This window comes from Novosphingobium sp. FSW06-99 (assembly GCF_001519065.1).
Lineage (GTDB): Bacteria > Pseudomonadota > Alphaproteobacteria > Sphingomonadales > Sphingomonadaceae > Novosphingobium.
Genome location: NZ_KQ954252.1, coordinates 207,504 through 225,363 on the forward strand (window position 1 = coordinate 207,504; position 17,860 = coordinate 225,363).

General features: G+C 65.9%; 17 protein-coding genes. 12 read left to right on the forward strand and 5 right to left on the reverse strand.

What is annotated here, in order from left to right:
- Window positions 1–75 precede the first annotated feature (75 nt).
- From AQZ49_RS03590 to AQZ49_RS03605, 4 genes are all read left to right on the forward strand, one after another.
- The gene (locus tag AQZ49_RS03590) at window positions 76–1,893 is read left to right on the forward strand and encodes a potassium transporter Kup (RefSeq protein WP_082701371.1); all 1,818 of its coding nucleotides are present in this window, start codon (window positions 76–78) and stop codon (window positions 1,891–1,893) included.
- Window positions 1,894–2,104: 211 nt separating this feature from the next.
- Complete coding sequence (locus tag AQZ49_RS03595) at window positions 2,105–2,650, forward strand: hypothetical protein (protein ID WP_067613025.1); 546 nt, start codon at window positions 2,105–2,107, stop codon at window positions 2,648–2,650.
- 26 nt (window positions 2,651–2,676) lie between these two features.
- A complete protein-coding gene (locus AQZ49_RS03600; RefSeq protein ID WP_067613027.1) occupies window positions 2,677–3,366 on the forward strand; it encodes a M24 family metallopeptidase in 690 nt (229 codons plus the stop codon).
- A gap of 89 nt (window positions 3,367–3,455) precedes the next feature.
- Entirely contained in the window at window positions 3,456–5,204 is a 1,749-nt protein-coding gene (locus AQZ49_RS03605; protein ID WP_067613029.1) for a PQQ-dependent sugar dehydrogenase, read from the forward strand.
- 148 nt (window positions 5,205–5,352) lie between these two features.
- On the opposite strand, the gene AQZ49_RS03610 is transcribed toward AQZ49_RS03605, so the two are convergent.
- The 5 genes from AQZ49_RS03610 to AQZ49_RS03630 are packed head-to-tail and all read right to left on the reverse strand — an operon-like array spanning window position 5,353 to window position 10,692.
- Complete coding sequence (locus AQZ49_RS03610; protein WP_067613031.1) at window positions 5,353–6,009, reverse strand: inner membrane-spanning protein YciB; 657 nt, start codon at window positions 6,007–6,009, stop codon at window positions 5,353–5,355.
- Window positions 6,006–6,932 (reverse strand): signal recognition particle-docking protein FtsY, encoded by a 927-nt coding sequence (gene ftsY, locus AQZ49_RS03615; RefSeq protein WP_067613033.1) that lies wholly within the window; start codon window positions 6,930–6,932, stop codon window positions 6,006–6,008. The genes AQZ49_RS03610 and ftsY overlap by 4 nt, the downstream gene beginning before the upstream one ends.
- Complete coding sequence (locus tag AQZ49_RS03620) at window positions 6,929–8,110, reverse strand: MiaB/RimO family radical SAM methylthiotransferase (protein ID WP_067613035.1); 1,182 nt, start codon at window positions 8,108–8,110, stop codon at window positions 6,929–6,931. Before AQZ49_RS03620 ends, ftsY begins: the two co-directional genes overlap by 4 nt.
- Window positions 8,107–8,928 carry a diaminopimelate epimerase gene (gene dapF / locus AQZ49_RS03625; protein WP_067613037.1) on the reverse strand — a complete coding sequence of 274 codons (822 nt, stop codon included), beginning with the start codon at window positions 8,926–8,928 and terminating at the stop codon, window positions 8,107–8,109. The genes AQZ49_RS03620 and dapF overlap by 4 nt, the downstream gene beginning before the upstream one ends.
- Before the next feature lie 57 nt (window positions 8,929–8,985).
- Window positions 8,986–10,692, reverse strand: a complete 1,707-nt coding sequence (locus tag AQZ49_RS03630) for a putative bifunctional diguanylate cyclase/phosphodiesterase (RefSeq protein WP_082701298.1) — start codon at window positions 10,690–10,692, stop codon at window positions 8,986–8,988.
- A gap of 289 nt (window positions 10,693–10,981) precedes the next feature.
- Here AQZ49_RS03630 and ffh point away from each other — a divergent pair, with 289 nt between their 5' ends.
- The 8 genes from ffh (at window position 10,982) to AQZ49_RS03670 (ending at window position 17,855) form a co-directional block, all read left to right on the forward strand.
- A complete protein-coding gene (gene ffh / locus AQZ49_RS03635; RefSeq protein WP_067613039.1) occupies window positions 10,982–12,445 on the forward strand; it encodes a signal recognition particle protein in 1,464 nt (487 codons plus the stop codon).
- Between the two features lie 47 nt (window positions 12,446–12,492).
- A complete protein-coding gene (rpsP, locus tag AQZ49_RS03640) occupies window positions 12,493–12,867 on the forward strand; it encodes a 30S ribosomal protein S16 (RefSeq protein WP_067613041.1) in 375 nt (124 codons plus the stop codon).
- 2 nt (window positions 12,868–12,869) lie between these two features.
- The gene (rimM, locus tag AQZ49_RS03645) at window positions 12,870–13,373 is read left to right on the forward strand and encodes a ribosome maturation factor RimM (RefSeq protein WP_067613043.1); all 504 of its coding nucleotides are present in this window, start codon (window positions 12,870–12,872) and stop codon (window positions 13,371–13,373) included.
- Window positions 13,374–13,505: 132 nt separating this feature from the next.
- Window positions 13,506–13,778 (forward strand): antitoxin, encoded by a 273-nt coding sequence (locus tag AQZ49_RS03650; RefSeq protein WP_067613045.1) that lies wholly within the window; start codon window positions 13,506–13,508, stop codon window positions 13,776–13,778.
- Window positions 13,778–14,164, forward strand: coding sequence for a type II toxin-antitoxin system VapC family toxin (locus AQZ49_RS03655; RefSeq protein WP_067613047.1), 387 nt, complete (start codon window positions 13,778–13,780; stop codon window positions 14,162–14,164). Before AQZ49_RS03650 ends, AQZ49_RS03655 begins: the two co-directional genes overlap by 1 nt.
- Window positions 14,165–14,208: 44 nt before the next feature.
- A complete protein-coding gene (gene trmD, locus AQZ49_RS03660) occupies window positions 14,209–14,973 on the forward strand; it encodes a tRNA (guanosine(37)-N1)-methyltransferase TrmD (RefSeq protein WP_067613475.1) in 765 nt (254 codons plus the stop codon).
- Window positions 14,951–15,331, forward strand: a complete 381-nt coding sequence (rplS, locus tag AQZ49_RS03665; protein WP_067613049.1) for a 50S ribosomal protein L19 — start codon at window positions 14,951–14,953, stop codon at window positions 15,329–15,331. The genes trmD and rplS overlap by 23 nt, the downstream gene beginning before the upstream one ends.
- Before the next feature lie 289 nt (window positions 15,332–15,620).
- Window positions 15,621–17,855: a S9 family peptidase gene (locus AQZ49_RS03670; protein WP_082701299.1), complete on the forward strand. Its 2,235-nt coding sequence runs from the start codon at window positions 15,621–15,623 to the stop codon at window positions 17,853–17,855.
- Window positions 17,856–17,860: the final 5 nt, after the last annotated feature.

Genomic DNA, 17,860 nt, shown 5'->3' on the forward strand with positions numbered 1-17,860 from the left:
GGCGAAGTCCGGGGGCTGCACAGGCCGATCGGTACGCGTGGCGGCTTTGCGGGAGCGCGGCTGGCGATAGGCGCGATGGGCGTGGTGTTCGGTGATATCGGCACCAGCCCGCTCTATGCCTTGCGCGACACGTTTGCCGGGCGGCACCGCTTGCCGCTCGATTCGTTGCATATTCACGGCATCGTCAGCCTGATGTTCTGGTCTATGCTGATCATGGTCACGCTGAAATACGTGATCATCCTGATGCGGGCCGACAATCGCGGCGAAGGCGGCAGCCTGGCACTGCTGGCGCTGATCAACCGCGAAACCGCCGAACGGCGTTGGGGCCGCGGCGTGATCCTGCTGGGCGTGGCGGCCACCGCGTTGTTCTTTGGCGATGCGATGATCACCCCGGCGGTGTCGGTGATGGGCGCGATCGAGGGCGTGGCGATCTATCGCCCCGAGTTGCATTATGCCGTCGTGCCGATGGTGGTGTTGATCCTGATTGCGCTGTTCTTGCTGCAATCGCGCGGGACTGCCCGGCTGGCGTCGTTTTTCGGGCCGATCATGCTGGTCTATTTCGCGACGATCGCGGTGCTCGGGCTGGGCAGCATTGCCACCCATCCGCAAGTGATCACGGCCTTGTCGCCGCATTACGCCCTGGTGATGTTCGCGGGCGATCCGTGGCGCGGGTTTCTGGCGATGGGCGCGGCGGTGCTGGCGGTGACCGGCGCCGAGGCGCTCTATGCCGACATGGGCCATTTCGGGCGCATCCCGATCCGCCTGTCATGGCTGGCCGTGGTGCTGCCCGCGCTGGTGCTCAATTATCTGGGCCAGGCGGCGCTGCTGCTGCGCCAGCCTGACGCGCTGGAAAGCCCGTTCTTTCTGCTCGCGCCGCACTGGTTCCAGTGGCCTTTGCTGATCCTGGCCAGCCTGGCCGCGATCATCGCGTCGCAGGCGGTGATTTCAGGGGTGTTCTCGGTCACCCAGCAGGCGATCCAGTTGGGTTTCATCCCGCGCATGACGATCCGCCACACCAGTCTGGCCGCCGGCCAGATCTATATCCCGGCAATCAACCAGGCGCTGTTGGTGGCGGTGGTCGTGCTGGTGCTGGTGTTCCAGCGTTCGACCAACCTGACCGCGACGTATGGCGTGGCGGTGACCGGCGCGATGCTGATCGACAACGTGTTGCTGGCGGTCGTGCTGTTCCGGCTGTGGCACTGGAAACCGCTGTTTGCGGTACCCTTGCTGGCGCTGTTCTTTGCGGTCGACGGGCTCTATCTGGCCGCCAACCTGACCAAAGTGCCCGACGGCGGCTGGGTGCCGTTGCTGATGGGCACGGTGGTGTTCATCCTGTTGACGACGTGGTCGCGCGGGCGTGCGCTGTTGCGCAAGAACATGGCGGCGGCGGGCATCCCGCTGGAGGTGTTTACCAAGTCGGCGCATTCCAGCGCGATCCGCGTGCCCGGCACGGCGGTGTTCATGGCCTCGGCCTCGGCCGGGGTGCCCTCCGCGCTGTTGCACAACATGAAGCACAACAAAGTGCTGCACGAACGCGTGGTGTTGATGACCGTGCAGATCGAGGATACGCCGTTTGTCGATCCCGCCACCCGCGCGGCGGTGCGCGATTTCGGCAACGGGTTCTACCGGTTGAAACTGCGCTTCGGCTTTCTGGAAGAAACCGACGTGCCTGCCGCGCTCAAGCTGCTGACGCTGGGCGGCGAACCGTTCGACATGATGCGCACCAGCTTTTTCCTGTCGCGCCAGACGCTGTTGCCGTCTGATACGCCGGGCATGGCGCTGTGGCGTGAAAAGCTGTTTTCATGGATGCTGCGCAACGCCGCCAGCGCCATGGAATTCTTCCGCCTGCCGACCAATCGAGTCGTCGAACTGGGTAGCCAGATCAAGATCTGAATCGTGGTCCTGTGGCCCTTGGCCGGGGTCTGACCAGGCTTGACCGCTGTGCGGAAATGGGGATGCTGTATTCCGAAGAATATAGTACCCCTCCGATCGCGGATCAGGCACCCTCACGATGTCCCAAACCACCATGCAGGCGCCGTGCCCGCCCTTTGGACGTGGCATTGACAGGTTCCTTGCCCGTCAGATCGGGCGTTAGGGGCTGGTCGTGGCGCGCAGGGTTCGCATCGACATGGTCGGGCTTCGCTATGGGCGGCTGGTCGGGCTGGCTTTCGTGGAAACCGGACGCCCGCACGCGCATTGGCTGTTCCAGTGCGATTGCGGGGAAACCACCATTGCCGACGGGGCGGCGGTGCGGTTCGGCAAAACGGCCAGTTGCGGGTGCCTTCATCGCGAAATCTGCGCCGCACGGCTGACCCGGCATGGCCATCGTGCGGCCCGGCGGCACGGCCCGACGTATCGCGCGTGGCAACAGATCAACACCTATTGCACCAACCCGCGATCGCCCCGCTATCGCGATTTCGGGGGGCGGGGTATCGTGGTCGATCCGCGCTGGGCCGCCGATTACCAGGCCTTTCTGGCCGACATGGGGGAACGTCCCGACGGCACGGTGCTCGACCGGCGCGACCGGGCGGGGCCTTTTGACGCCGACAATTGTCGCTGGGTCCCGCTGCGTCCGCGCGCGATCCGCGCCGCACGATCGCGCCGGGCGCTTCGCGGCGATGGCGATGCAGCGCCGGGCATGGCACTGTGATGCCCGCAACTGCCACGAGAGACCTGATGACCGCGACCCAGACCCCCGACCAGCAAGCCGTTGGTACGCACTTTAGCCGCGACGCGATGATCCATGCCCGCGACAAGACATTCGATGCGGTCAACCGGATCGCCGCCAGGATCAGCCCCGGCGTGACCGAGGGACAGGCGCAGACGATCGCAGGCGACGTGCTCGACGCCATGGCCATGGAACGGCTGTGGCACCCCAATGTCATCCGCTTTGGTCCGGGCACGCTCCAGACCTTTCGCGGGCCGTTTCAGCCCGACTATGTGCTGCAGGACGATGACATCTTCTTCATCGATCTGGGCGTGGTGTGGCGGGGCCACGAGGGCGATTCGGGGGATACTTTCGTGGTTGGCACCGACCCGGAGATGCATGCCTGTGCAAAGGCGGCCCGCGAGCTTTGGGCGGATGTGGCAAGGCGCTGGCGCGAAGAGGCCCTGAGCGGCGATGCGCTCTATCGCCATGCGCAGGATGAGGCACAGGCGCGCGGCTGGCGGCTCAACTGGGATGTCAAAGGCCATCGCGTCAGCGACTTTCCCCACGCGATCTACCAGGCGGGCAAACTTGGTGATTTCGACCAGCCGCCAGCGTCGGGCCTGTGGATCCTGGAAATCCAGATCGCGCATCCCACGCGGCCGTTCGGCGCCTTTTTCGAGGATCTGCTGATCGCGCCCGAAATCGCCCCGGCATAGCGGGTCCGGCCGACCAGGGCAGCAATTGCTGTCGGTCCGATCGACTATCGCCTATCGTCGCGCTGCCCCCTTGATTGCGGAGACTTCCGATGACGCTGCCGTTCGTTCGCTTGTCCGCCCTTGCCGCGCTGTCGACTGGCGCGATCGGTCTGGCGCTGGTGGGCGGGCATGCCCGGTTGGCCGCCGCGCCCCCGGCTCTGCCGGCCGATTGCGCGGCGGACAACGGCGGGCTGACTTTGCCGCCGGGGTTTTGTGCCACGGTCTATGCCGATCATCTGGGCCATACGCGGCACCTGACCGTCGGAGCCGACGGCACGGTCTATGTCAACACGTGGGATTCAGAGGATTATTTTCCGCACAATCCGGCACCGGCAGGGGGCTTTGTGGTGGCGCTGAAGGATCGCGATGGCGATGGCGTGGCCGATGTGATCGAACGGTTCGGCTCGACGCCCCGGCGCGGGGGGCAGGGCGGCACCGGCATCGCGCTGTGGCATGGCGCGGTCTATGCCGAAGAGGGCGGCACGATCGTGCGCTATGCGCTGACGCCGGGACAGATGGCGCCGGGCGAACCGGGAGAACTGGTGCTGTCGGGGCTGGTATTGGGCGGCGACCATCCGATGCATCCCTTCGTGATCGCAGCGGACGGCACTTTGCTGGTCAATTCGGGATCGGCCACCAACACCTGCGAACATCCCAACCGCCAGCCGGGCGCAAAGGGCGCCGACCCGTGCATCGAACAGCAGACGCGGGGCGGCCTGTGGGCCTATCGCGCCGATCGACTGCGCCAGGTGTTTGCGCCCGCCGACCGCTGGGCCACCGGTATCCGCAACACCGGGGGGCTGACGTTCGATTCGGCCGGGCGGCTGTTTGCGGTGCAGCACGGGCGCGACCAGTTGTCGCAGAACTGGCCCGCGCTCTATACCGGCGAACAGGGCGCCGAATTGCCCAACGAGATCCTGTTTTCGCCATTCCGGGGCGCCGATTACGGCTGGCCCACCTGTTATTACGATGCCGGGCAGGGGCGCCATGTGCTCGCGCCCGAATATGGCGGCGATGGTGGCAAGTCGCAGGGGCGTTGCGCGGGCAAGACGCTGCCGGTGGCGGCTTATCCTGCGCACTGGGCGCCCAACGACGTGGCGATCTATACCGGGCAGCGTTTCCCCGGTGCTTATGCCCAAGGCGCCTTCATCGCCTTTCACGGATCATGGAACCGCGCGCCTGCGCCGCAGGATGGCTATTTGGTGGCGTTTCAGCCGCTCAGCGACGGCAGGCCGTCGGGGCGCTGGATTCGCTTTGCCGACGGGTTTGCCGGCGAATATCGCGAACCGGGCCGCGCCACACACCGCCCGGCCGGGCTGGCGGTGGGGCCCGATGGCGCGCTCTATATCGCCGACGATGTGCGCGGCACGATCTGGCGCGTGACCTATCACGGCGCGCCCGATGCCGCGCTGACCGAGGCGCCGCGCGCCGTGGTCAAAAGCGCGCTGACATCGGGCGATGCGTTCAGCGGCGCGCCGCCAGTGCCCCCACCGGGATCGAGCGCGGACGAGGTTGCGCTTGGTCAGCGGATCTATTTCGGCGAGATCAAGGGCGGCACATGCGTCGGCTGCCACGGTTCCGACGGGCGCGGCAGCGCGGCGGGCGGATCGCTGGTCGGCCCGGCCTATCAGTGGAGCGACGGATCGGTGGCCGGTCTGGCCGCGACGATCACCGCCGGGGTGGCGCATCCCAAAAAGACCAGCGGTGGCATGCCCGCGCTGGGTGGCGCCCCGCTCGATGCCGGCGATGTGCATGCCGTCGCGGCCTATGTCTGGACACTGGGCCACCATCCGGGCTGATCATGCCGATCGTCATTGAACTGCACTGACGTGCAGTGATACCGCCCGCCCCGCCTCCCCGCCCGACCACCATAGCCTGATGGTATCGTTGGTGGTCGGGCGGGGAGGCGGGGCGGGCGGTATGTGTCGCGCTTTGCGCGACCTGGTATCAGTCGTGCGGGGTGGTGCTTTCGGCTTCGCCCTCGGCGCTTTCGCCCATGCCGTGACGCAGCAGCATCGGCAACTGGGCAAAAGTGAACGCGAACGACAGCGCGGTGACGCCCCACACCTTGATCGTCAGCCAGGTTTCAAACCCGCCGTTGTCCTTGTTGAACCAGTGCCGCAGCAGTTCGTTGAGCACGGCCAGAAACACGAAAAACCACGCCCAGTTGCGCGACAGTTTCAGCCAGCCTTCCTCGTTCAGCCCGTCGAACGCCGATTGCAGCAGGTCGCGCAGCATCGGGCGGCGAAAGTACAGCCCGATGAACAGGATCGCGGCGAACAGCACATAGATCACCGTCGGCTTGATCTGGATCCAGGTCGGATCGCCCAGCAGGACGGTCAGCGTGCCGAACGCGATGATCAGCGTGGATGACAGCCACAGCATCGGCGAAATCTTGCCCAGCCGCCATTTCGAGATCAGCAGCGCGGCCACCGTGGCGACCATGAAGGCCACCGTGCTCTTGGTCACGCCGACCACGGCGTTGAGCCCGGCGTCGGTGCCCTTCGGCGTGAAATGGCGATAGGCCAGGAAAAATACCAGCAGTGGTCCATAATCGACCAGCAGGTTGATCCAGGCCGATCCGGCGGTTTTCTTGGCGGTCACTGCACGTCTCCGGCAATCACCCGGGCGACCAGCGCGGGGTCGAACGGGCGCAAATCATCGATCTTTTCGCCCACGCCAATGGCATGAATCGGCAATCCGACTTGTTCGGCGGCGGCCACCAGCACCCCGCCACGCGCGGTGCCATCCAGCTTGGTCATCACCAGCCCGGTCACGCCCGCCACTTCGCGGAACACGTCGATCTGTTGCAGCGCGTTCTGGCCGTTGGTGGCATCGAGCACCAGGACCACATCATGCGGCGCCTCGGGGTTCAGGCGGCCCAGCACGCGGCGGATCTTGGCCAGTTCGTCCATCAGCTCGCGCTTGTTCTGCAAACGCCCGGCGGTATCGACGATCAGCACGTCGGTGCCTGCGGCGGTCGCCTGTTTCACCGCGTCGAACACGATCGAGGCGGGATCGCCACCTTCGGCCCCGCTGACGATCGGCACGCCCAGCCGATCGGCCCAGACGCGCAATTGACCGATCGCGGCAGCGCGAAAGGTATCGCCCGCGGCCAGCATCACGCTGTAATCCTGTTCCTGGAACATGTGCGCCAGCTTGGCGATGGTAGTGGTCTTGCCCGAACCGTTGACCCCGATCACCAGGATCACTTGCGGGCGCGGAAAGGCCACGATCTCAAGCGGACGCGCCACACCGCGCAGGATTGCCTCGATCTCGGCGGCCACCGCGCCGCGCAAGGCGGCGGCATCGAGCCCGGTTTCGAACCGCCCGGCGGCCAGCCGCTCGCGGATGCGCGCGGCGGCGCGCGGGCCCAGATCGGATGCGATCAGCGCATCCTCGATATCGTCGAGCTGTTCACCGGTCAGCCGCGTGCCGCCGGTCAGCCCGGCCAGATTGTCGGCCAGCCGCTCCTGTGTCTTGCGCAGGCCGCCCAGCAGGCGGTCGCTCCAGGTCTCGCTGCTCATGCCAACAGTCCTTCGGTAAGCGTGGTCGGGGTGACCGTCATCAGGCGGCCCGCCACGCTTCCCGGCGGCAGGCGATAAGGGGCGAATTCGCCCGAATGGCCGGTGCCGTCACGTTCGGCCAGCACCACGCGCGGCTGTCCGATCAGGCCCTGCAACCAGGCCGCGCGGTGCACCGCGACTTCGGCGCGCAAGGCGGCGGCGCGTTCGCGCACGCGCACCGGATCGACTTGCGGCATGCGCGCCGCCGGGGTGCCGGGGCGCGGCGAATAGGGGAAAATGTGCCCGTGGACGATCCGCGCCGCACCGATCAGGCTCAGGTTGTTGGCGTGCATTGCCTCGGTCTCGGTCGGGAAACCGGCGATCAGGTCGGCGCCGATGGCGATCTCGGGACGGCGCGCCAGCAGGTGTTCGACCAGCGTGATGGCCTGGGCACGGCTGTGGCGGCGCTTCATGCGTTTGAGCACCATGTCGTCGCCCGATTGCAGCGACAGATGGATATGCGGCATCACGCGTGGTTCGCCAGTGATGATCTCGAACAAGTGCGGGTCGATTTCCACCCCGTCGAGCGATGACAGCCGCAGCCGGGGCAGCGCGGGAAACGCGCGCAGGATGGCCGCAACCAGATCGCCCAATCGCAACGGCTGGTCCAGATCGGCGCCCCAGCCGGTGACATCGACACCGGTCAGCACCACTTCGTTGACGCCATGGTCGAGATGCGCCCCGACCCGGTGCAGCACGTCGGCGATCGGGCTCGACACGCTGGGCCCACGCCCGGCGGGAATGATGCAGAACGTGCAGGCGTGGTCGCAACCGTTCTGCACCGGCACAAAGGCGCGGGTGTGGTGGGCCGATGCCGTCGAAGGCGCGGCAGGCGCGCGCCAGCTTTGCGGGGCCAGCTTGGCCGGGTTGGGCACCACCGCATCGACTTCGTCCATCGCGGCAAAGGTATCGGGCTCGATCGTCGCGGCGCAGCCGGTTACCACCAGCCGCGCATCGGGGTGGTCGCGGCGCGCGCGGCGCACCGCGCGGCGCGACTGGCGCACAGCCTCGGCGGTGACCGCGCAGGAATTGATCACCACCGTCGACCCCGGCGCGCCGGTCAGCATGGCGCGGATCGCCTCGCTTTCGGCCAGGTTGAGACGGCAGCCGAGCGTGATGACCGGATCTGTCGCGCTCATGCCGGGTAATCGTTGGCGGCGAACGTGCCGGTAAAGCTGGTTGCGGCGGGCCCGGTCATGATCACGTTGTCATGGGCATCCCACGCGATCGTCAGCGGCCCGCCCGGCAGGGTGACCGTAACGCGCCGCCCGGTCAGCCGCCGTCGCATCGCCGCCACGGCCGTGGCGCAGGCCCCTGTGCCGCAGGCGCGCGTCAGCCCGGCGCCGCGTTCCCACACGTGCAGCGTGATCGCATCGGGGCCGGTCAGCGTGGCCACATTGACATTGACGCGCGCGGGAAACAGCGGATCGTGCTCGATCAGCGGGCCCAGCCGCGCCAGATCGACGGCATCGGCATCGGGCACAAAGAACACCACATGCGGATTGCCCACGTTGACCGCGACCGGATCGGCCAGATCCTCCCACGCCACCGGCATTGCCAGCGTGTCCATCGCATAGGCCAGCGGGATCGCGTCCCAGCCGAACCGGGGCACCCCCATTGCCACGCTGATACCGTGATCATCGACGCGGGCGACCAGATCGCCGCCCAGCGTTTCAATACGCGTTTCGCCGCCGTGCTCGGGGCCCAGCAGCATGCCGACCGCGCGGCTGGCATTGCCGCAGGCTTCGACTTCGCCGCCATCGGGGTTGAAGATGCGCATGCGCACATCGGCATGGGTGGCGGGCTCGAGCACGATCAGTTGATCGCAGCCGATCCCGGTCTTGCGGTCGGCCAGCGCGGCGGCGCGGCGCGCGGTCACGGGGACCGGATGCGCGCGCGCGTCGATCACCACGAAATCGTTGCCAAGGCCATGCATCTTGCGAAACGGGATGTGCATGGTCGCGGCTACTAGAACAATGGGAGCGGTTTGGAAATCGCCCTGATCAGGCCCTGATCAGGCGGTGCGCGAGTCCGGCACTGTTGCGGCTGGCCGTGGCGAAACCGCCAGCAGGCTTTGCGCGGCAAGCTCGTCGCGCAGATCTTCGGCGCTCAACGGGTGGCCATAGATATAGCCCTGGCCCAGAAATGTGCCCAGCTTGCGCAATTCGTCAAGAATCTGGGGGCTTTCGATCCCTTCGGCGGTGATCGGCAGGTCCATCCCCCGGCCCAGCGAGCTGATCGCCTCGACCATCGCATTGCTGTCGCGGTTGCGCCCCAGCCCGGCGATGAAATTGCGGTCGATCTTGATCCGGTCGAACGGCAGCGCGCGCAAATGCGCCAAACTTGATGCGCAATGGCCAAAATCGTCCAGGCTGATCCGCACCCCCTGGTTGCGCAACGATGTGACCAGTGACCGCACCATCGGCAGGTTTTCGACCAGACTGTCTTCGGTGATTTCGATATCGAGCCGGTGGGGCGGGATGCGCGCTTCGACCATCAGTTTGAGCAGCCTTTGCGCAAACCACGGATCGCGCAACTGCACTGGCGAGATGTTGATCGCCAGCGTCAGGTGCGGCGCCCATTCGCCGGCATCGACCAGCGCCTGGCGAATCAGCGATTCCGACAGGGCCGGCATCACGCCGATCTCTTCGGCCACCGGCACGAACACGTCGGGGCCGACTATGCCGCGTTCGGGCGAATGCCAGCGGGCCAGCATTTCCAGTCCGGTGATCGCGCCGCTGGCCAGATCGATCTGCTTTTCATAATAGGGGCGGAATTCGCCATTGTGCACGCCCTGGCGGATCGCCTGCTCCAGACGGTTGCGCGCCAGCATGTCGTCCTCGATCGCCGGTTCGAACCAGCAATGCCGGCTGCGCCCGCCTTTCTTGGCCTGGTACATCGCGACATCGGCCTGATGGGTCAGCGTGGCGACCACGTCTGCGGTGGCGCTGGCGGGCGTGATCGCCAGGCAAGCCAGCCCGATCGACGCGGTGACCACGACCGTGTGATCATCGCAATGCACCGGCAGCGCAATCGCTTCGCCGATCCCGGTGGCCAGGCGATCGCCATGGCCGGTGCAATCGGTTCCGCGTGCAAACGGGACCAGTGCGGCAAATTCATCCCCGCCCAGCCGCGCGAGCACGGCATCGGCGGGCAGCATGGCGCGGGCCCGCCGCGCCGCCTCGATCAGCACGGCGTCGCCGACATGGTGGCCATGCGCGTCGTTGGCCTGTTTGAACCGGTCAAGATCGATCAGCATCAGCGTCAGATTGCCATCGCGCTGCCCGGTTGCGGCGGCCAGCCGGGCCAGCGCTACATCGAAACTGCGCCGGTTGAGCAACCCGGTCAGCGCATCGGTATCGGCCAGCCGCAGCGCCGCCGTTTCGGCATCGCGCCGCGCGGCCACTTCGCGCATCAGGTCGACATAGCGGCGCCAGCCAAAGATGATCAGCGCGATGTTGAGCAGCAGCGCATTGGTCAGCAGCGCATCGACGCTGCCTTCGCCCGAAATGAGATGATGCACGACATGCGGCAGCACTGACGAGCCGGTGCCGACGAACAGGAGGATGGCCGCAAAGATGATGCCCAGCGCCACCACATCGCGCTCGGTCCGGGCCGCGCCAGGCGCAGGCAGGCGCACGGGGCCGGGATTGAGCCCAGCCGCATTCGCAGCGGACACCTGGCCGCCGGTCTGCCGATGCTGGAAATCCTGCGATGGCATCGTCCCTGCCGTGCTCCTCACAAATCCGGAATTGCAAATGCGAAATCCCTGTATGCCTGCATAAACCGCCATGTTGAAATTTGGGTTAAGCCTCCGGACAGACGGCCCGCTTGCCAAATCGTGGCCATGCGCCTAAGGGGACCACGTGAATCGGCCAATTCGGGCCGGATCGCACCAATGGCTTTCGGCTTTGAAGCGGAGATGCTGGACGCTGGTCGGCGAGGTTTCGCCCACCGGCGTTTTTGGCGTTCTGGCTCAATAGCCGGGAATTGGGCAGGAGTGACACGGATTGTTCGATAGTCTGTCAGACCGGCTGAGCGGCGTTTTCGACCGCCTGCGTGGTCGCGGCGCGCTGTCCGAAGAGGACGTGCGCGGTGCGATGCGCGAAGTGCGCATTGCCCTGCTGGAAGCCGACGTGGCGCTGCCGGTGGTGCGCCGGTTTGTCGATGGGGTTACCGAAACCGCGATCGGCCAGCAGGTCTTGCGCTCGGTCACGCCGGGCCAGCAAGTGGTCAAGATCGTCCACGACGCGCTGACCGAAATGCTGGGCAGCGGCACGGCCGAGCTGGATCTGGCGGCGACCCCGCCGGTGGTGATCATGATGGTCGGCCTGCAAGGGTCGGGCAAGACCACCAGCACCGCCAAGATCGCCAAGCTGCTGAAGGACAAGCAGGGCAAGAAAGTCCTGATGGCCTCGCTCGACGTCAATCGTCCGGCGGCGCAGGAACAGTTGGCCGTGCTGGGTGGCCAGGTCGACGTGGCGACATTGCCGATCGTGCCGGGCCAGACCCCGGTCGAGATCGCCACGCGTGCGCTCCATGCGGCGCGGTTGCAGGCGGTCGACGTGCTGATGCTCGACACCGCCGGGCGACTGCATGTCGATCAGGCGCTGATGGACGAAATGAAGGCCGTCAGCGCGATCGCGACACCACGCGAGACGCTGCTGGTGGTCGATTCGCTGACCGGGCAGGACGCGGTCAACGTTGCGCAGAATTTCGCGGGGCAAGTGCCGCTGACCGGCGTGGTGCTGACGCGCATGGACGGCGATGCGCGCGGCGGTGCGGCGCTGTCGATGCGCGCGGTCACCGGTCAGCCGATCAAGTTTGCCGGGACCGGCGAAAAGCTCGACGCGATCGAGGCGTTTGATCCGCAACGGGTTGCCGGTCGCATCCTGGGCATGGGCGATATTGTCTCGATCGTCGAAAAGGCCGCCGCTGCGGTCAACGCCGACGAAGCCGACAAGCTGGCCCAGCGCATGGCCAAGGGCGAGTTCGACATGAACGATCTGCGCACCCAGTTGCGCCAGATGCAGCGCATGGGCGGACTGGGCGCGCTGGCCGGGCTGATGCCGGGGATGAAGAAGGCCAAGGCGGCGATGGCCAATTCGGGCATGGATGACAAAGTGCTGGTGCACATGGATGCGATCATCGGCTCGATGACGCCCAAGGAACGCGCCAAGCCCGAACTGCTCAACGCCAAGCGCAAGATCCGCGTGGCCAAAGGGTCCGGCACGCAAGTGCAGGACGTCAACAAGATCATCAAGATGCACCAGGAAATGGCGCGCGCGATGAAGCAGATCCGCAAGATGGGCGGGCTCAAGGGCCTGGCCGCGATGTTCGGCAAGGGCGGTATGGGCGCGGCGATGCCGGGTCTCGATCAGCCGATGGGGCCGGGCGGCCTGGGCGGCGGCATGAAGATGCCCGGCCTTGGCGGCATGCCGGCCAATCTGGGCGATTTGCTCAAACGGAAATGACTGTTTTGAATTCCACCTGTTTTACAAATCTGATGAAAGGGTAATCCATGTCTGTTTCTTTGCGTCTGTCGCGTGGCGGCTCCAAAAAGCGCCCCTATTACAAGGTCGTCGTGTCCAACAGCCGCGCCCCGCGCGACGGCAAGTATCTGGAACAGGTCGGCACCTACAACCCGCTGCTGGCCAAGGACGATGAAAACCGCGTGCGTGTGGTCGAAGACCGCGTGCGCTATTGGCTGAGCGTCGGCGCGCAGCCGACCGAACGCGTTGCCCGTCTGCTCGACAAGCTGGGCATCAAGGAACGCAAGGTCACGCTGAACCCCAACGCGGGCGTTCCGGGCAAGAAGGCCACTGAACGCGCTGCCGACAAGGCCAAGAAAGCGGCCGAGGCTGCTGAAGCCGCTGCGGAATCGGCGGAAGCCTGATCTTGGCGACCGACAAGCCGGTCACGCTGGCGGCCATTGCGGGCGCGCATGGCGTGGCCGGTGAAGTGCGGCTGAAACTGTTCAGCGAAGGGGTGGCGACCTTGAAGCGCCACCTCAATCGCGAAAACGGCTTCAACGGCGGCACCCTGACGCTGACCGCGTTGCGCGACGACGGCAAGGGCGGCGCGATCGCGCGCTTTGCCCAATGCATCGATCGCAACGCGGCAGAGGCGTTGCGCGGCACCCTGCTGACCGTGCCGCGCAGCACGTTGCCGCCGCTGGGCGCTGGCGAATATTACCATGCCGACCTGATCGGCCTGCCGGCGGTGTCGGACGACGGCACGGCGCTGGGCACATGCATCGCGGTCGACAATTTCGGCGCAGGCGATGTGCTAGAAGTGCGGCGGCCCGATGGCAAAAGCTTCATGGTGCCGATGCGCGCCGAAGCAGTGCCGGAATGGGATGCCGATCGGCTGGTGATCACCGCCGCGTGGGCGCAGGACTGAGCCGTCCGAAATTTTCGCCATTGGCCAACCAGGAGTGCCGACCGGCATTGCTCGCTACAGGATGGCCGGGCCCCGCACGATTCGACAAGTCCGCGATTTTGTATATACTGACCGGATATACGGGAGTTGGTGATGGCCAGGGAATATACGGTCAAAAGCTTCAAGTCGGGCAATTCGGTCGCCTTGCGCCTGCCAAAGGCGCTCGGGATTGCCGAGGGCGAAGATATCGTGATCGTCCCGCATGATGCTGACAGCTTCAGCATCTGGAAGAAGAGCGATGCCAAGAAGGTCTTCATGGGCCTGTACGGCAGCATGTCGCCCGGTTTCATGGATGAAGACCGGCAGGACGTGGAACAGGACGATTATGACTGGCCGGGCTCCGGCGACCAACCGGCGGCGGCGTGATGTATTTGCTCGATACCAATGCCTGCATCGATTTTCTCAACGGGCGCAGCGCGGCGCTGGCGCAGCGCATGGCCGAAAATTTCGGTTCGTTGTGGGTGTCTTCGATCAGCGTGGCCGAACTGATGGTTGGCAGCCGTCAGTCAGCCGATTCGCGACGGGACGCTGAGCGGATCAACGTCTTTGTGGCCAACCTCGACATTGCCGATTTCGACGAGGCTTGCGCACGGCGCTATGGCGCGGTGATCCGGGCGATCGGCGTGCGCCGCAAGAGTTTTGACCGGCTGATCGGCGTGCAGGCGCTTGAGCGGGGGCTTGTGCTGGTCACCCGCAATGGCCGGGATTTCGATGACGTGCCCGGTCTGGTGATCGAGGATTGGACACGCTGATCGGTGCTCGACAGGGCATCGTTGAGGCGCCAGGGGATCGCACCATGACATTCGCCGCCACTATCCTCACGCTCTATCCCGACATGTTCCCGGGGCCTCTTGGCCACAGCCTGGCAGGCCGTGCGCTGGCCGAGGGCACCTGGTCGCTCGATGCCGTGCAGATTCGCGATTTTGCCGCCGACAAGCACCGCACCGTCGATGACACGCCTGCGGGCGGCGGGGCGGGGATGGTGCTGCGGGTCGATGTGCTGGCGCGCGCGGTCGATCACGCCCGCGCGCTGCACCCCGCTGTGCCCGTGGTGGCGATGACCCCGCGTGGCAAGCCGCTGACCCAGGACCGCGTGCGCACACTGGCGGCGGGTCCTGGGGTTACCGTGCTGTGCGGGCGGTTCGAAGGGTTTGACGAGCGGATCTTTGCCGGGCGCGATGTGGAAGAGATCGCGGTGGGCGATGTCGTGCTGTCGGGCGGGGAATGTGCCGCGCTGATGCTGCTCGATGCTTGCATTCGGCTGCTTCCCGGCGTAATGGGCGCGGCTTCCAGTGGGCACGAGGAATCGTTTGAAAACGGTCTTCTCGAATACCCGCACTACACCCGACCCACCGAGTGGGAAGGGCGCACGATCCCTGAAGTGCTGCGATCGGGGGATCATGCGAAGATCGCTGCCTGGCGTAAATCCATGGCAGAAGATCATACCCGGCTACGCAGGCCGGACCTTTGGGAACGCCACACTGGCGTTCGGGTCCAGTCTGCCTCTGGTGCGCAGCGTGGAACGACGGACGAAAAAAATGAACCTGATTCAGCAGCTTGAAGCTGAAGCCATTGCCGAATTCAAGGCAAAGAAGGAAATCCCGGCTTTCCGTGCGGGTGACACCGTGCGCGTTGGCGTGCGCGTCGTCGAAGGCGAACGCACCCGTGTCCAGGCCTATGAAGGCGTGGTGATCGCGCGGTCGAACCGTGGCCTCGGCTCGAACTTCACCGTTCGCAAGATTTCGTTCGGCGAAGGTGTGGAACGCGTGTTCCCGCTCTATTCGCCCAACATCGATTCGATCACCGTCGTGCGTCGCGGCGTCGTGCGTCGTGCAAAGCTGTATTATCTGCGCGGTCGTCGCGGCAAGTCGGCGCGTATCGCCGAACGTCGCGATGTGCGTCCGGGCAACGAAGGCTGACACCTTTGCCTTGACCCGGTTGCGCCTATCCGCAACACAGTCCATTCGCCAAAAGGCGTCCCGGTCAACCACCGGGGCGCCTTTTTGCTGTCAGACCCATATGAGTGCCAGTCCCATGCGTCCCAATCCGATCCCACCGTGTGCGTCTCCCCTCCCCTTCAGGGGAGGGGCCGGGGGTGGGGGCTATCCTCTTGGTTCGGCGTGTGGGGCCAGGCCCCACCCCAACCCCTCCCCTGAAGGGGAGGGGCTCAGGAAATGGCGCTCGATTGGCCTGCTGTTCATCGCTGCCATGATCGGCAGCATCGTATCCACCCCGCTTGCCGCCCGGGAGACCGCCGTGACCCAGCCTGCCACCTCCGCCACGCTGACGATCGAACGGGTCTATGCCAGCCCCGGGGTGGCCGGGCCCAACCCGCGCGGGGTGCGCCTTTCGCCCGACGGGCGGTTCCTGACGATGCTGCGCAGCCGCGCCGATGATCGCGATCGCTATGATCTGTGGGGGTTTGATCGCAAGACCGGGCAATGGCGCATGCTGGTCGATTCGGCCCGGCTCGCCTCTGGCCGCGAGCTGTCGCAGACCGAAAAGATGAACCGTGAACGGCAACGCATCGGCGCGCTGAAAGGCATCGTCAGCTATGACTGGGCGTCGGATTCGCAAAGCGTGCTGGCGCCGGTCGACGGGCAACTGTTCCTGGCCCATGTCGCCGGGCCCGATGCCGGCAAAGTGGCGCCGATCGCCGCCGCGGAGGGCGCCGAAGTGCTCAACCCCACGCTCGGCCCCAGGGGCACCCAGATCGCCTTTGTGCGCGACCGGCGGCTGTGGGTTGCGCCGCTGACCGGTGCGGCCAGGGCGGTGACCCCCGCCGAAGCCAATGCCGACGTGCACTGGGGCGAGGCGGAGTTCATCGCGCAGGAAGAACTGCACCGCTTTGCCGGATACTGGTGGTCGCCCGATCAAGGCCGGCTGGCAGTCGAACGGTTCGATGAAAGCGGGGTCGGGCTGGTCACCCGCGCGGCGATCGGCGCCGGGGCGACTTCGGTTACGCAACAGCGCTATCCGGGCGCGGGCACTGCCAATGCGGTGGTGTCGCTGGCGATCGTGGGGATCGATGGCGAAACCCGCGTCGATGTCGATCTGGGCCCCGACAAGGACATCTATCTGGCGCGCGTCGACTGGGCGCCCGATGGCAAGACGCTCTATGTGCAGCGGCTCAACCGCGTGCAGGACCGACTCGACATGCTGGCGGTCGATCCCGACACCGGGGCATCGCGCGTGGTGTTCAGCGAAGTCGCGCGCGACAAGAGCTGGATCAACTTGTCGGATGCCTATCGCTTTCTGGCCGATGGCAGCCTGATCTGGTGGTCCGAACGCGATGGCCACGGGCACCTTTACCATTACAAGCAAGGCGCCTGGACGCAGCTTACGCGCGGCAACTGGGAAGTGTCGAGCCTGGTCGCGGTCGACCAGAAGGCCGGGCGGGTGATCCTGACCGGCAATCGCGACGATGTGCTGGCCGGGCAGGTCTATGCGCTCGATCTGGCGCATCCCGACACGCTGACCCCGCTGGGCGATCCCGCGTTTGACAACCATGCCACTGCCGACGGCAAAGGCCAGACGCTGATCGTGACGCGCAGCGCCGATGCGCAGCCGCCGCAATCCTATCTGGCCGACAGCGCGGGCAAGCGGCTGGCCTTGATCGAGGAAAACCGCGTGGCAGGCGATCATCCCTATGCGCCCTATCTGGCCGCGCATCGTCCGGCGCAGTTCGGCACGATCAAGGCCGCCGACGGGTCGGACCTGCACTGGCTGATGATCACGCCGAAGATGGAGCCGGGCAAGCGCTATCCGGTGTTCACCTATCACTATGGCGGCCCTAGCGCCCAAGTCGTGCGGCGCGGCTGGCAGGGCGCACTGGCGCAGGCCGTCGTGGCCAAGGGCTATATCTGGTTTGCCATCGACAACCGCGGTTCGGCCAATCGCGGGGTCGATTTCGAAAGCCAGATCTGGCACGCGATGGGCTCGGTCGAGGTGGAAGACCAGCTTGCCGGAACGCGCTGGCTGAAGACGCAAGGCTATGTCGATCCGGCGCGCATCGCCACGTTCGGCTGGTCCTATGGCGGCTATATGACCCTCAAGATGCTCGAAGAGCACCCGCACGAATGGACGGCGGGCATCGCAGTGGCGCCGGTGACCAGGTGGGAACTGTACGATACCGCCTATACCGAACGCTATCTGGGCGATCCCAAGGCGCCCGGCGGCGTCTATGACCGCGCCGGCGCGCTGGTCGATGCAACGAAAATTGCCGACCCGCTGCTAGTGATTCACGGCATGGCCGACGACAATGTCGTGCTCGACAACACCACCGCGCTGGTCGCGAAGTTGCAGGCGAATGCCGTGCCGTTCGAGATGATGCTTTACCCCGGCCAGACGCATGGTATCGGCGGGCCGAAGATCAGCGTGCACCTCTATGATGCGGTGTTCGATTTCCTGGCCCGCCACGGTGTCGGCGCAGGCGGAAAATAGGAGCA

What these genes read in the sequence shown, in the direction of transcription:
- AQZ49_RS03650 (WP_067613045.1), top strand. Translation starts at nt 13,506, where the DNA reads ATGGCCAGGGAATATACGGTCAAAAGCTTCAAGTCGGGCAATTCGGTC.
- trmD (WP_067613475.1), top strand. Translation starts at nt 14,209, where the DNA reads ATGACATTCGCCGCCACTATCCTCACGCTCTATCCCGACATGTTCCCG.
- AQZ49_RS03590 (WP_082701371.1), top strand. Translation starts at nt 76, where the DNA reads ATGGGCGTGGTGTTCGGTGATATCGGCACCAGCCCGCTCTATGCCTTG.
- dapF (WP_067613037.1), bottom strand. Translation starts at nt 8,928, where the DNA reads ATGCACATCCCGTTTCGCAAGATGCATGGCCTTGGCAACGATTTCGTG.
- AQZ49_RS03620 (WP_067613035.1), bottom strand. Translation starts at nt 8,110, where the DNA reads ATGAGCGCGACAGATCCGGTCATCACGCTCGGCTGCCGTCTCAACCTG.
- AQZ49_RS03605 (WP_067613029.1), top strand. Translation starts at nt 3,456, where the DNA reads ATGACGCTGCCGTTCGTTCGCTTGTCCGCCCTTGCCGCGCTGTCGACT.
- AQZ49_RS03655 (WP_067613047.1), top strand. Translation starts at nt 13,778, where the DNA reads ATGTATTTGCTCGATACCAATGCCTGCATCGATTTTCTCAACGGGCGC.
- AQZ49_RS03670 (WP_082701299.1), top strand. Translation starts at nt 15,621, where the DNA reads ATGATCGGCAGCATCGTATCCACCCCGCTTGCCGCCCGGGAGACCGCC.
- rplS (WP_067613049.1), top strand. Translation starts at nt 14,951, where the DNA reads ATGAACCTGATTCAGCAGCTTGAAGCTGAAGCCATTGCCGAATTCAAG.
- ftsY (WP_067613033.1), bottom strand. Translation starts at nt 6,932, where the DNA reads ATGAGCAGCGAGACCTGGAGCGACCGCCTGCTGGGCGGCCTGCGCAAG.
- rpsP (WP_067613041.1), top strand. Translation starts at nt 12,493, where the DNA reads ATGTCTGTTTCTTTGCGTCTGTCGCGTGGCGGCTCCAAAAAGCGCCCC.
- AQZ49_RS03630 (WP_082701298.1), bottom strand. Translation starts at nt 10,692, where the DNA reads ATGCCATCGCAGGATTTCCAGCATCGGCAGACCGGCGGCCAGGTGTCC.
- AQZ49_RS03600 (WP_067613027.1), top strand. Translation starts at nt 2,677, where the DNA reads ATGACCGCGACCCAGACCCCCGACCAGCAAGCCGTTGGTACGCACTTT.